Source organism: Vibrio ostreae, from assembly GCF_019226825.1.
In the GTDB taxonomy this organism is placed as follows: Bacteria; Pseudomonadota; Gammaproteobacteria; order Enterobacterales; family Vibrionaceae; genus Vibrio; species Vibrio ostreae.
On sequence record NZ_CP076643.1, the window covers coordinates 1,963,388 to 1,976,333 of the forward strand.

The window sequence follows — 12,946 nt, forward strand, 5'->3', positions numbered from 1 at the left end:
CGGCACTGCCGGGGCTTTTTCGTTTCAGGCTAATGCTATCAAATGAATATAACCATTAAGCCTCGCACAATCACTCTCAGCGGTTGAGAACGTTGAGCAGATCCTGCGTTGTGCCCACTTCACCCAACATGGGGAACACCGCGGCAATGCTGTGTGCGTGGTTATCGAGATTAAGGTCGGTCATGGCATCGCTGCACAGAGTGACGTTATAACCGAGCTCAAACGCCTGACGCGCGGTCGATTCAACCCCGATGCTGGTGGCAATACCGATCACCACCACCTGAGTCACCCCCAGAGCCTGCAGCTGCTGATGCAGTTCAGTATTGATCAGCGCGCCCCAATTCTGCTTGGTGATCAGAATCTCATCACTATGCCGTGGCAGTTCATCCACCAGCGTGCTCCAGTTATCCGGCAGCGAACCATGTGACCCCAGGCCGCGGTCCACGCGTCCCGGCGCTGCACCGGCTACATTGACCAATACCACAGGTTGCTGATGCTGATGAAAAGCACTGATCAGCTGCGCTGCGTTCTCCAGGACACCCGGAACGGTCTGCTGCGGTGGCAGCGCAACAATGCCGTGTTGTAAATCAATCACGATCAGCGCAGTCTTGTTATCAATTTGAGTGATAGCCATGATCTCTCCTATTCTGGTTATCTATCCGCCGGGCGATTTTTCGCCCCGGCGCGGCCAATTTGCAGGCCTGAAAAGAAAAAAGCCACTGACTTGTCAGTGGCTTTCGTAATGTTATGGCAGCTCGTCCAGGTCAGCGCCCTCTTTTTCCACTTGGGGTGGCATGAGGTGCTCACGGGTTATACCCAGTTTCAGCGCCAGGGCTGAAGCCACATAAATCGACGAGTAAGTACCGACTGTGATACCCAGCAGCAGTGCAGTCGCAAAACCGTGGATATTGGCACCGCCCTGTACGAACAGCGCAATCACCACAAACAGCGTAGTACCTGAAGTAATCAGAGTACGGCTCAAAGTCTGGGTAATCGAGATATCCATGACTTCAGGTGGCTCGCCTTTACGCAGTTTACGGAAGTTCTCACGAATACGGTCAAACACCACTATGGTATCGTTGAGTGAGTAACCGACCACGGTCAGCAGCGCCGCAACGATAGTCAGGTCCACTTCAATCTGCATCACAGAGAACACGCCCAGGGTAATGATAACGTCGTGTGCCAGTGCCAGTACTGCACCTGCCGCCAGACGCCATTCAAAACGCATCGATACGTAAATCAGGATACAGATCAGCGAGACCAGAATCGCCAGGCCGCCCGCTTCGGTCAGTTCATCCCCCACGTTCGGGCCGACAAACTCGATACGACGCATTTCAACGTTTTCACCCGTGCCCTGCTTGATGGCATCGATGATCTGGTTACCCAGAGTTTCACCGGCAACGTTGTCACGCGGACGCAGACGAACCATCACCTCACGCGCTGAACCGAAGTTCTGCACCGTGGCATCACCAAAGCCTTTCGCTTCAAGTGAAGTACGGATCTGCTCCAGGTTAGCCGGCTGCTCAAAGCCCACTTCAATCAGCGTTCCGCCGGTGAAGTCGAGGCCCCAGTTAAGCCACTTGGTCGACAGAGTGAAGATCGATGCACCGATCATCAGCAGTGAAAACACAAACGTCACTTTCGACCAGCGCATAAAGCCGATCGTATGGTCTGCTTTCATTAATTGAAACATAATACTTCCCGGCCTCAGATCGACAGTTTCTTGATGCGTTTACCGCCGTACGCCAGGTTGACGATACAACGCGTGCCGATGATGGCTGTAAACATGGAGGTCAGAATACCGATTGACAGTGTCACCGCGAAACCTTTGATCGCACCGGTACCCACAGCAAACAGAATGATGGCTGTGATCAACGTGGTGATGTTGGCATCCGCAATGGTACTGAACGCGTTAGCGTAACCTTGGTGAATCGCCTGCTGCGGATTACGTCCGTCGCGCAACTCTTCACGAATACGTTCAAAGATCAGTACGTTGGCGTCCACGGCCATACCGACGGTCAGAACGATACCGGCAATACCCGGCAGCGTCATGGTTGCACCCGGAATCATCGACATAATACCGATGATCAGCACCAGGTTAGCCGCCAGCGCCATGTTGGCAATCAGACCAAACTTACGGTAGTAAAGCAGCGTAAACAGCATGACCGCGACCATACCCCAGATACAGGCCTGAATACCCATATCGATGTTCTGCTGACCCATTGACGGACCAATAGTCCGTTCTTCAACGATAGAGATAGGCGCGATCAGCGCACCGGCACGCAGCAGCAGCGCCAGGTTATGCGCTTCAGAGACCGAGTCGATACCTGTGATGCGGAAGTTACGGCCCAGGGCAGACTGAATGGTTGCCTGGTTGATGACTTCTTCATGCTTAGTCAGGATAACTTTGCCTTCCGGCGTCTTCTTACCGCTGTCTTTGTACTCGGCAAACACGGTCGCCATCAGCTTACCGATGTTCTTCTTAGAGAACGCCGCCATCTTGCTGCCGCCTTCACTATCGAGTGAAATGTTCACCTGAGGACGGCCGTATTCATCTGCGCTGGAGCTTGCATCCGTGATGCTTGAACCACCCAGAATGACACGTTTTTTCAGCACAACCGGACGACCTGAACGATCGGTTTTCACCTCACTGCCCGGTGGTACACGCCCTGCAGCCGCCGCTGACAGATCAACACTATCGTCGACTTCGCGGAATTCCAGCGTCGCCGTAGCACCGAGGATTTCTTTGGCACGTGCCGTGTCCTGAACACCCGGCAGTTCAACCACGATGCGCGTTGCACCCTGACGCTGAACCAGTGGCTCAGCCACACCCAGTTCGTTCACCCGGTTACGTAAAATAGTGATGTTCTGTTCTACGGCGTAATTACGGATTTCCTGCAGACGCGTTTCCGTAAAGGTTGCCGTCAGAGTGTAATCCCCTTCCGCATCAGAAGAGACAAACGTCATATCGCGATGTAAAGGCGTCAGGACACGACGGGCTTCATCGACCTGTTCAGCACTGCGCAGGATAATTTCCACCGAGTCGGACTGAGGACGAATCGCGCGATAACGAATTTTCTCTTCGCGCAGCTCGCTACGGAACGCTTCTTCCTGTTGGCCGACCAGCTTTTCCATCGCAGCGTCCATGTCCACTTCCATCAGAAAGTGCACACCACCACGCAGGTCAAGACCCAGCTTCATTGGCGCCGCACCGATAGACTCCAGCCAACCAGGGGTTGCCGGGGCCAGGTTTAACGCTACGATCTTATCACTGCCCAGCGCTTCGCCAATGACGTCGCGGGCACTAATTTGAGTATCGGTGTCTTTAAATCGAACCAGAATAGATCCATTTTCGAGAGCAATGGATTGATGAGAGAGATGCGCTGCATCGAGCGCTTGAGTGACAGCATCCAGCGTTGACATATCTACAGAGGCGCCACGCGCCCCTGTAACTTGAATAGCCGGATCTTCACCGTAGATATTTGGAAGTGCGTATAATGCGGAGATGGCAATAGCAAAGACTACCATCAGGTACTTCCACAATGGATAACGGTTTAACACAGCGAGGATCCTCTAGCTGTTTTATAGAGATTTCAGCGTACCTTTAGGCAGCACTGCAGTAACGAAGTCTTTTTTGATCACAACTTCATTGTTTGCGTTCAGTTCAATCGATACGTAATCGTTGTCTTCCGCGATCTTAGTGATTTTACCCACCAGGCCACCGCTGGTCAGAACTTCATCACCTTTTGACATGGATGCCATCAGGTTCTTATGCTCTTTTACGCGCTTTGATTGTGGGCGGTAGATCATGAAGTAGAAGATCACCGCGAACATGCCAAGCATGATCAGCATTTCAAAACCACCACCTTGTGGGGAACCTTCACCTGCTGCATGTGCTACAGAAATTAAACTCATTGAGAAACGTCCTCTAAGTTATTGTTGTCTAATTGTGGATTTTATTGGGCTGCGCCAGATTAAATTCAAGCTATTCAGCGTATAAATCTAACCTGGCGCACGAAATCACGCTTTTTCTGTCTGCAGTGGTGGCACTTCGCGGTTACGACGGGCGTAAAACTCAGTGACAAACTGCTCAAAGCGATCTTCTTCAATCGCACTGCGAATGCTCTCCATCAGGCGTTGGTAATAACGCAGGTTATGGATAGTATTCAGACGTGCACCCAGGATTTCGTTACAACGATCCAGGTGGTGCAGGTACGATTTTGAATAATTTTTGCAAGTGTAACAGTCACAGTGCGGATCAAGCGGTGATGTATCCGTTTTATGTGATGCATTACGGATCTTAATCACACCGCCAGTCACAAACAGGTGACCGTTGCGCGCGTTACGGGTTGGCATCACGCAGTCAAACATGTCGATGCCGCGGCGCACGCCTTCCACCAGGTCTTCCGGTTTACCCACGCCCATCAGGTAACGTGGCTTATCTTCCGGCAGTTGCGGACAGGTATGCTCCAGTACGCGGTGCATGTCTTCTTTTGGTTCACCAACGGCCAGGCCGCCGACCGCATAACCGTCAAACCCGATCTCGGTCAGGCCTTTTACCGACACATCACGCAGATCTTCATACACACCGCCCTGCACAATGCCGAACAGTGAGTTGGTGTTTTCCAGTTTATCGAAGTGATCACGTGAACGCTGAGCCCAGCGCAGTGACATTTCCATCGATTTTTTCGCTTCATCGTGGGTCGCCGGGTATGGCGTACACTCGTCGAAAATCATCACGATGTCCGAACCCAGGTCTTTCTGGATTTCCATCGATTTTTCCGCATCCATAAAGATCTTGTCGCCGTTGACCGGGTTACGGAAATGCACCCCTTCTTCGGTGATCTTACGGATGTCACCCAGGCTGAATACCTGGAAGCCGCCTGAGTCAGTCAGGATCGGACCTTGCCAGTTCATGAAATCGTGCAAATCTCCGTGCATTTTCATCACTTCCTGACCCGGGCGCAGCCACAGGTGGAAAGTGTTGCCCAGCAGAATTTCTGCCCCCGTCGCCGCCACTTCTTCCGGTGTCATGCCTTTAACCGTACCGTAAGTGCCCACGGGCATAAATGCCGGAGTTTGTACTGTGCCACGCTCAAAGGTCAGTTGACCACGACGAGCGGTGCCATTAGTTTTTTTCAGTTCGAACTTTAACTTCACAAAGCCTCCAAATGTCAGAGAAACAGTCTGACGGATTTACATCGCCCGGATAAGAGTCCTGACGACGATAGATTAAATAAGGTTTATTGCGTTTTTGCGCTGTGGCTGATTTATGCCGTACGCTTACCAATAAACATCGCATCACCATAACTAAAGAAGCGATACTGCTGCTGCACGGCATGCTGGTAGGCTGCCATGGTGTGCTCGTAACCGGCAAACGCACTCACCAACATGATGAGGGTCGATTCCGGCAGATGGAAATTGGTGATCAGACAATCCACCAGTTGGTATTCATAACCGGGGTAGATAAAGATCTCGGTATCGCCAAAGAACGGCACCAGCTCAGTACCGTTTTTCAGTGCATCCTGCGCCGCACTCTCCAGTGAACGTACTGACGTGGTACCGACAGCAATGATGCGCCCGCCACGTGCTTTGGTCGCAGCAATGGCATCCACCACTTCCTGCGGTACTTCCACATATTCGGCGTGCATGTGGTGATCGTTGATATTCTCAACCCGCACCGGCTGGAAGGTACCTGCACCGACGTGCAGCGTAACGTAAGCCAGTTCAACACCTTTAGCCGCAATTTGTTCAAGCAGCGCCTGGTCAAAGTGCAGACCAGCCGTCGGCGCGGCGACCGCACCCGGCTTCTGGTTGTACACCGTCTGGTAGCGCTCTTTGTCGGCATCCTCATCCGGACGGTCGATATAAGGCGGCAGCGGCATATGACCAATCTGGTTAAGAATGTCCAGCACCACAGTGTCGGCAGTGAAACGAATCTCAAACAGCGCATCGTGACGCGCTTCCATCACCGCATGAAACTCGTCGTTTTCGCCCAGATACAGTTCAGTGCCTGGTTTGGGCGGTTTCGAGCAACGTACGTGGGCCAGAATCGAGTGCTCATCGAGCATACGCTCCACCAGCACTTCCAGCTTACCGCCGGAGGCTTTGCGGCCAAACATACGCGCCGGAATCACCCGGGTGTTGTTGAAAACTAATAAATCGCCCGGTTGCACACAGTTGAGCACGTCTTTAAAAGTGCCATCAACCAGCTCACCGGAGTTACCATCTAGCTGCAGCAGACGGCTGGCGGTACGTTCCGCCATCGGATAGCGAGCAATCAGCTCGTCCGGTAGTTCAAAATCAAAATCTGAAACTTGCATGACTTTCTGTTGATTCTCTCGGCTTTCGCCATTATCGGATGGGTGCGACGGTTTAATTCGCGGCGCGGCAGTATACCTCAAGATGAGAGATTCATCGACATTTGCGTGTGCGGGTTTGCAGTTTTTGCCTGCGCTGATTGTGCCGGATAGCAACCTGATTTGAAAAGCGCCCGATTGTAATCAAACATGACACTTGCCTTTCTCGTCCGCTGCAACAGATAACAAAAACCGACTGAACTCTCAGATATTTACCGGCAAAAAAACTATAGTTAGGGAAAAGAGATAATCCATGAACACGTTATCTGCCCGGTGCGGCAAGCAGGCGAGCCAGTTGCTGTGGCAGACTTTGCCAGGTGGCGGAGCGCTCAGCGCCTGCGACCGCAACAAGAACAGGAGTCGGTTATGATCAAGGTTGAAGATATGATGACGCGCAACCCGCATACTCTGGAGCGCACCCACACTCTCGCCGATGCCAAAAACATGATGGAAGCGCTCGATATTCGCCATATTCCGGTGGTGGACATCAACCGCCAGTTGCTGGGCATTGTCACTCAGCGCGATATTCTCGCCGCTCAGGAGTCCAGCCTGCATAAAAGTCCGCTTGAGCAGGAAGAGATTCAGCAAACTCCGCTCTATCAGGTGATGCATACCAGCGTGATGAACGTGGCACCGCAGGCCGGGCTGAAAGAGAGCGCCATCTATATGCAAAAGCACAAAGTCGGCTGTCTGCCGGTAGTCGCGAAAGGCGAACTGGTCGGCATCATTACGGACAGCGACTTTGTCACCATTGCGATTAATTTACTGGAACTGAGCGAAGAGGTCGAGCCAGAAGAGCTGGAGCCGGAAACGGACTTCGACGACAGCGAGCTGTAAAGCCGACCCCATCCCATCGATTGGCTTGCAATAGATTGGATTGGCGATCGATTGTGACTGCGGCGCGAGCAAAGCTTGCAACGAAAAGCATCGTCTCAAAACCATACCGCTTGGCGTATAAAGGCTGATGTAAAAAGCTGACGTAAAAAAGAGCGGCCGGGGCCGCTCATTAGATGGATGGTGACAGTAATGGTGATAAAGCAGTGCCCGTCCGGCACTGCTCTCCGGTCAGAACTGATCTTCTTCGGTTGAACCGGTCAGCGCCGTCACCGACGACTGACCGCCCTGAATGGTGTTGGTCATCTTATCGAAGTAACCGGTCCCCACTTCCTGTTGGTGCGCCACAAAGGTGTAGCCTTTTTCTGCCGCCTGGAACTCGCGGCGCTGCACCATTTCCACGTAATGACGCATACCTTCACCCTGAGCATAAGCATGAGCCAGTTCAAACATGTTGAACCACATATTGTGGATGCCGGCCAGAGTGATGAACTGATATTTGTACCCCATGTCTGCCAGCTCCTGCTGGAAGCGGGCGATGGTGTCCGCATCAAGGTTTTTCTCCCAGTTAAACGATGGCGAACAGTTGTAGGCCAGCAATTGATCCGGGTACTGGGCATGAATCGCTTCGGCAAACTTACGCGCTTCTTCCAGATCCGGCTTGGCGGTTTCACACCACACCAGATCAGCATACGGAGCATAAGCCAGACCACGCGCAATCGCCTGATCGATACCGGCACGTACGCGGTAGAAACCTTCTGCCGTGCGCTCACCGACAATGAAGTCCGCATCATACGGGTCGCAATCCGAGGTAATCAGATCCGCAGCGTTGGCATCGGTACGGGCAATCACCAGCGTGGTCGTGCCCGCCACATCCGCTGCCAGACGCGCCGCAACAAGTTTCTGCACCGCTTCCTGGGTCGGCACCAGAACTTTACCGCCCATGTGACCACATTTTTTCACTGACGCGAGCTGGTCTTCAAAGTGCACCCCGGCCGCACCGGACTCAATCATCGACTTCATCAGCTCATACGCATTGAGCACGCCGCCAAAACCGGCTTCTGCATCGGCGACAATCGGCAGGAAGTAATCAATCCCGCCCTCATCCTGCGGCGACTTGCCGGATGACCACTGGATTTGGTCAGCACGGCGAAAGGCATTATTAATGCGCTTCACCACACTCGGCACAGAATCAACCGGATAGAGCGACTGGTCCGGATACATAGTGCTAGCGGTGTTGTTGTCTGCTGCGACCTGCCAGCCGGACAGATAAATCGCTTCAATCCCCGCTTTGGCCTGCTGCACTGCCTGACCACCAGTCAGTGCGCCCAGACAGTTCACATAGCCTTTTTTGGCATGGCCGTTGACCAGTGACCACAGTTTGTCAGCACCACGCTGCGCGATGGTGTTGGCCGGCGTCATGGAACCGCGCAGGCTGACCACCTCTTCCGCACTGTAAGTACGTTTGACGTTTTTCCAGCGTGGATTGGTGGCCCAGTCTTTTTCCAAAGCTTCGATTTGTTGGCGGCGAGTCAGTGTCATAATCATTCCCTCTTGTTATACGCTTGTGGCGCATGGTCATCCTTTTCGCTATCAGTACATCCCGGCCTGATATTGATGAGACGTTCACGTTATTGATTGTTGTTAAAATATGTCATCGGCACGACGCGAATGTGCGCCGGGCGGTATCCTGGCATCAATCCAGATAGTCATACCCGGGTATGGTCAGGAAATTACTCAGTTCATCACTGGTGGTCAGGCTTTCCATCAGCTCGGCCGCCTGCTCAAAACGGCCGGCCTGAAAACGTGCCTCGCCGATTTCCGCTCTGACCACCTCAATCTCCTCGGCGAGGTAAGCGCGGAACAGTTGCTTGGTCACGACCTGGCCGTTATCCAGCGCTTTGCCGTGCTGAATCCACTGCCAGATAGAGGCGCGGGAAATCTCAGCGGTGGCGGCATCTTCCATCAGGCCGTAAATCGGTACACAACCGTTGCCGGAGATCCACGCTTCGATGTACTGCAGAGCCACCCGGATGTTGTGGCGCATGCCCTGCTCTGTGCGCGGCCCTTCGCATGGCTCAAGCAGGTCCGCCGCATGAATCGGTGCATCAGCCATCCGGCTGACATCGAGCTGGTTACTGCGCTCACCCAAAACCTCACTGAACACGTCCATCGCGGTATCGGCCAGGCCCGGATGCGCAACCCAGGTGCCGTCATGGCCATTGGTGGCTTCGAGCATTTTGTCAGTGCGAATTTTATCCAGCACCCGCGCATTCTCCTGCGGGTCTTTGGCCGGAATAAACGCCGCCATGCCGCCCATGGCAAACGCGCCGCGCTTGTGACAGGTGTAAACCAGCAAGCGCGAATAAGCGCTCAGGAACGGTTTATCCATGGTGACGACCTGACGGTCCGGCAGGACACGATCCGGATGCTTTTTCAATGTTTTGATGTAGCTGAAAATGTAATCCCAGCGTCCGCAGTTCAGACCGACAATGTGCTCTTTGAGCGCGAACAGGATTTCGTCCATCTGGAATACCGCCGGCAGAGTTTCAATCAGCACGGTCGCCTTAATCGTGCCGGTATCCAGACCGAAATAGGACTCGGTAAAATGGAAGACTTCACTCCACCATTTGGCTTCCTGATGCGCCTGCAGTTTCGGCAGGTAAAAATACGGACCGCTGCCTTTTTTCAGTAACGCCTGATAGTTGTTGTAAAAATAGAGCGCAAAGTCGAACAGCGCGCCCGGGATCACCATGCCGTCAAACTGAACGTGTTTCTCTTTGAGATGCAGGCCGCGCACCCGGCAGATAAGTACCGCCGGATCGTTCTTAAGCTGGTAGCTCTTGTCGTTGTCCGGATTGGTGTAGCTGATGGTGCCATTCACCGCATCACGCAAATTGATCTGGCCGTCGAGTAACTTGTCCCAGGCCGGCGACATCGAATCTTCAAAATCAGCCATAAACACTTTCACGTTGGCATTTAAGGCATTGATGACCATTTTGCGCTCGGTCGGTCCGGTGATTTCGACCCGGCGATCCTGCAGATCGTGCGGAATCCCGAGGATCTTCCAGCTGCCTTCGCGAATATCCTGCGTCTCAGTAAGAAAATCCGGCAGCGCCCCTGCATCAATCTTGCTCTGACGCTGCTCGCGTTCAGCAAGCAGCCCGTCAACCTGCGGCGCAAAGCAGGCACACAAGTCAGCCAGAAACGCCTGGACTGGTTTTGAGAAGATCTGCGCCTGGGTCTGAGTCACATGGCCGGTCACATTGAGCCGGGTCAGATTGTCGCCTGATTGATGCCCGGCGGTATGCTGAGTTGCGGCGCTATCTTGAGTACAGGCAGAGCCTTGTTCTGGCGTTTGAGCAAGCATGAGTCCTTCCTTAGAATCGTTAACAAGCAACATTTGTAAGTTTTGAACTACAAATGCTTCTTGCGCCTCTTGGCAGTGAGTACCTTCCTTTTCCTCAGCCAGCGGTAAACTGCATTAAATGTTGCGCTGCGGCGGCTGAGGTTTAAGTGCTAAAAACATAATTAAAATCTACTCCAACAAGGAAGTAACGAAAACCCCCTCAAGCCACCAAAGCTGAAATTCGAAGTTTTATTCCGCTGCCGATTTAGGGGTATCTCACTAGGCAAATCCGTAACTAATTACGTAATAAAATTACAGTGAAATTGAGTCTGTTAAAAAGGGTCAAACAGCAGATACAGATGAGGGAAATATCGCCAGAGGTTGCACAGACGGGGTATCAGCAGAGTGACCCGAGCGGGTTTAAAACCGGTGACTAAGGAGTTTGTGTAAAATTTACTTTGTGAAGTTTTACGATTTTATGAAAGGTTCACTCAGAATGTTCTGTAAAATTTTACAATAAAAAAATCACCAGCAGAGTTTAATACTAAAAAATGCGCCTATATCAGCGCATTTTCACTAGTATTCGACCACTCTACGGCGCTGGCTACGCCAATTCTCGACCTGAGAAGACCTAAAGCAGCTCCGAAACCACCTCCGCCAGACGCTCAAAAGTGTGACTCCGCGAAGAACTCGGGCGCCACACCAGACCAATTTCCCGCGATGCCTGCTGGCCGGGCGGGTCGATCACCACCAGATTCTGGTTATCAAGTAAACCGTGTTTGATCGCCATTTGCGGGATAAAGGTCGTCCCCAGCCCATTCGCCACCATCTGCACTAAGGTATGCAAACTGGTGGCAGTAAACGGATTGATCTTCTCTTTATCCGTCAGCTTACAGGCCGAAACCGCGTGCTCGGTCAGACAGTGTTCATTCTCGAGCAGAAAAACCGAGTTGTCCGGCAGGTCATCATATTTGATCGGCACCCGAATCGCGTCCGCCTGTTTACGGCTGATCACCATGCGGAACGGATCCTGGCCGACCACGCGACTTTCCATACTGCCGATATCCATCGGCAGTGCCAGCAGCAGCACATCCAGCTCGCCGTTACGCAAGGCGGTGAGCAGATTGGCGGTGGTGTCTTCGCGCAGCAACAGATGCAGCTGCGGATAGTGCACATTGACTTCCTGCACCAGATCGCCGAGCAAAAACGGGGCGATGGTCGGAATGCAGCCGAGTTTGAGTTGCCCTTCCATTAAGTCGCCCTGACACTGTTTACCCAGTTCCATCAGATCCTGACCACGCGCCAGCAGCTCGCGCCCCTGTTTCACCACCTCTTCACCCGCCTGGGTAAACACCAGCGGGCTTTTTTTATCTTTCTTTTCATACAATGGGCAGCCAATCAGCTCTTCCAGATTCTGAATCCCTTTACTTAGCGTCGACTGACTGACAAAACACCGCTCGGCGGCATCACTGAAATGACGGGTCTCATGGAGCGTCACCAGGTAATGCAGCTGCTTTAAACTGGGCCATTTATTCATCGTAAGTTTAGTCTTTGTTCTGTTTCTGTTTTTTTCGCCGGCAGATTTTTGGCTCATCGCTTTTTTCGATAAACTTAATCTATTTAATTCGCTTTTTTCTATACTACGATCTGTACTATAGTTTGTCTCGCAATTATACGGACTGGGTTAACTAATCTTGGTAACCCGGAACTAACCATTAATCTTAGGAGCAAAAAAATGGTACTAGTAGGTCGTCAAGCCCCTGATTTTACTGCTGCAGCAGTGCTAGGTAACGGTGAAATCGTTGATAACTTCAACTTCGCAGAATTCACTAAAGGTAAGAAAGCAGTTGTTTTCTTCTACCCACTAGACTTCACTTTCGTTTGCCCATCTGAGCTGATCGCATTCGACAAACGTTTCGAAGACTTCAAAGCTAAAGGCGTAGAAGTAATCGGCGTTTCTATCGATTCTCAGTTCTCTCACAACGCATGGCGTAACACTGCTATTGAGAATGGCGGTATCGGTGAAGTTCAATACCCACTGGTTGCTGACGTTAAGCACGAAATCGTTAAAGCATACGATGTTGAGCACCCAGAAGCTGGCGTTGCTTTCCGTGGTTCTTTCCTGATCGACGAAGACGGCGTTGTACGTCACCAAGTTGTTAACGACCTGCCACTAGGCCGTAACATCGACGAAATGCTGCGCATGGTTGACGCTCTGAACTTCCACCAGACTCACGGTGAAGTATGTCCTGCACAGTGGGAAGAAGGTAAAGCTGGTATGAAAGATTCTCCAGCGGGCGTAGCTGCTTACCTGTCTGAGCACACTGCTGACCTGAACAAAAAATAATTCACCTCTTAAACGCCCGCGCTCAAACCGGGTTTGTGGTTGGATTATAGGTGATAC

General features: G+C 52.3%; 11 protein-coding genes. 2 read left to right on the top strand and 9 right to left on the bottom strand.

Going from position 1 to position 12,946, the window contains the following annotated elements; genetic code table 11:
• Positions 1-76: 76 nt before the first annotated feature.
• The 6 genes from KNV97_RS15105 to queA form a co-directional block, all read right to left on the bottom strand.
• The gene (locus KNV97_RS15105) at positions 77-634 is read right to left on the bottom strand and encodes a cysteine hydrolase (RefSeq protein ID WP_218562254.1); all 558 of its coding nucleotides are present in this window, start codon (positions 632-634) and stop codon (positions 77-79) included.
• Between the two features lie 111 nt (positions 635-745).
• On the bottom strand, positions 746-1,693 hold the full coding sequence (gene secF / locus KNV97_RS15110) for a protein translocase subunit SecF (RefSeq protein WP_136483471.1): 948 nt from the start codon (positions 1,691-1,693) through the stop codon (positions 746-748).
• Between the two features lie 14 nt (positions 1,694-1,707).
• Positions 1,708-3,561 (bottom strand): protein translocase subunit SecD, encoded by a 1,854-nt coding sequence (gene secD / locus KNV97_RS15115; RefSeq protein WP_218562255.1) that lies wholly within the window; start codon positions 3,559-3,561, stop codon positions 1,708-1,710.
• Positions 3,562-3,582: 21 nt separating this feature from the next.
• A complete protein-coding gene (gene yajC / locus KNV97_RS15120; RefSeq protein ID WP_136483469.1) occupies positions 3,583-3,915 on the bottom strand; it encodes a preprotein translocase subunit YajC in 333 nt (110 codons plus the stop codon).
• Positions 3,916-4,020: 105 nt separating this feature from the next.
• Positions 4,021-5,160: a tRNA guanosine(34) transglycosylase Tgt gene (gene tgt, locus KNV97_RS15125; RefSeq protein WP_136483468.1), complete on the bottom strand. Its 1,140-nt coding sequence runs from the start codon at positions 5,158-5,160 to the stop codon at positions 4,021-4,023.
• A 110-nt stretch (positions 5,161-5,270) separates the two neighbouring features.
• The gene (gene queA, locus KNV97_RS15130; RefSeq protein WP_136483467.1) at positions 5,271-6,323 is read right to left on the bottom strand and encodes a tRNA preQ1(34) S-adenosylmethionine ribosyltransferase-isomerase QueA; all 1,053 of its coding nucleotides are present in this window, start codon (positions 6,321-6,323) and stop codon (positions 5,271-5,273) included.
• 402 nt (positions 6,324-6,725) lie between these two features.
• Here queA and KNV97_RS15135 point away from each other — a divergent pair, with 402 nt between their 5' ends.
• The gene (locus KNV97_RS15135; protein ID WP_136483466.1) at positions 6,726-7,196 is read left to right on the top strand and encodes a CBS domain-containing protein; all 471 of its coding nucleotides are present in this window, start codon (positions 6,726-6,728) and stop codon (positions 7,194-7,196) included.
• Between the two features lie 228 nt (positions 7,197-7,424).
• Here KNV97_RS15135 and aceA read toward each other — a convergent pair whose 3' ends face one another.
• From aceA to KNV97_RS15150, 3 genes are all read right to left on the bottom strand, one after another.
• Positions 7,425-8,735, bottom strand: a complete 1,311-nt coding sequence (gene aceA, locus KNV97_RS15140; RefSeq protein ID WP_136483465.1) for an isocitrate lyase — start codon at positions 8,733-8,735, stop codon at positions 7,425-7,427.
• 154 nt (positions 8,736-8,889) lie between these two features.
• Positions 8,890-10,563: a malate synthase A gene (gene aceB, locus KNV97_RS15145; RefSeq protein ID WP_218562256.1), complete on the bottom strand. Its 1,674-nt coding sequence runs from the start codon at positions 10,561-10,563 to the stop codon at positions 8,890-8,892.
• 610 nt (positions 10,564-11,173) lie between these two features.
• Positions 11,174-12,079 carry a hydrogen peroxide-inducible genes activator gene (locus KNV97_RS15150; protein WP_136483463.1) on the bottom strand — a complete coding sequence of 302 codons (906 nt, stop codon included), beginning with the start codon at positions 12,077-12,079 and terminating at the stop codon, positions 11,174-11,176.
• A 198-nt stretch (positions 12,080-12,277) separates the two neighbouring features.
• Here KNV97_RS15150 and KNV97_RS15155 point away from each other — a divergent pair, with 198 nt between their 5' ends.
• Positions 12,278-12,889 carry a peroxiredoxin C gene (locus KNV97_RS15155; protein ID WP_136483462.1) on the top strand — a complete coding sequence of 204 codons (612 nt, stop codon included), beginning with the start codon at positions 12,278-12,280 and terminating at the stop codon, positions 12,887-12,889.
• The last annotated feature ends 57 nt before the right edge of the window (positions 12,890-12,946 follow it).

What these genes read in the sequence shown, in the direction of transcription:
- KNV97_RS15105 (WP_218562254.1), bottom strand. Translation starts at nt 634, where the DNA reads ATGGCTATCACTCAAATTGATAACAAGACTGCGCTGATCGTGATTGAT.
- secF (WP_136483471.1), bottom strand. Translation starts at nt 1,693, where the DNA reads ATGTTTCAATTAATGAAAGCAGACCATACGATCGGCTTTATGCGCTGG.
- yajC (WP_136483469.1), bottom strand. Translation starts at nt 3,915, where the DNA reads ATGAGTTTAATTTCTGTAGCACATGCAGCAGGTGAAGGTTCCCCACAA.
- queA (WP_136483467.1), bottom strand. Translation starts at nt 6,323, where the DNA reads ATGCAAGTTTCAGATTTTGATTTTGAACTACCGGACGAGCTGATTGCT.
- KNV97_RS15135 (WP_136483466.1), top strand. Translation starts at nt 6,726, where the DNA reads ATGATCAAGGTTGAAGATATGATGACGCGCAACCCGCATACTCTGGAG.
- aceA (WP_136483465.1), bottom strand. Translation starts at nt 8,735, where the DNA reads ATGACACTGACTCGCCGCCAACAAATCGAAGCTTTGGAAAAAGACTGG.
- aceB (WP_218562256.1), bottom strand. Translation starts at nt 10,563, where the DNA reads ATGCTTGCTCAAACGCCAGAACAAGGCTCTGCCTGTACTCAAGATAGC.
- KNV97_RS15150 (WP_136483463.1), bottom strand. Translation starts at nt 12,079, where the DNA reads ATGAATAAATGGCCCAGTTTAAAGCAGCTGCATTACCTGGTGACGCTC.
- KNV97_RS15155 (WP_136483462.1), top strand. Translation starts at nt 12,278, where the DNA reads ATGGTACTAGTAGGTCGTCAAGCCCCTGATTTTACTGCTGCAGCAGTG.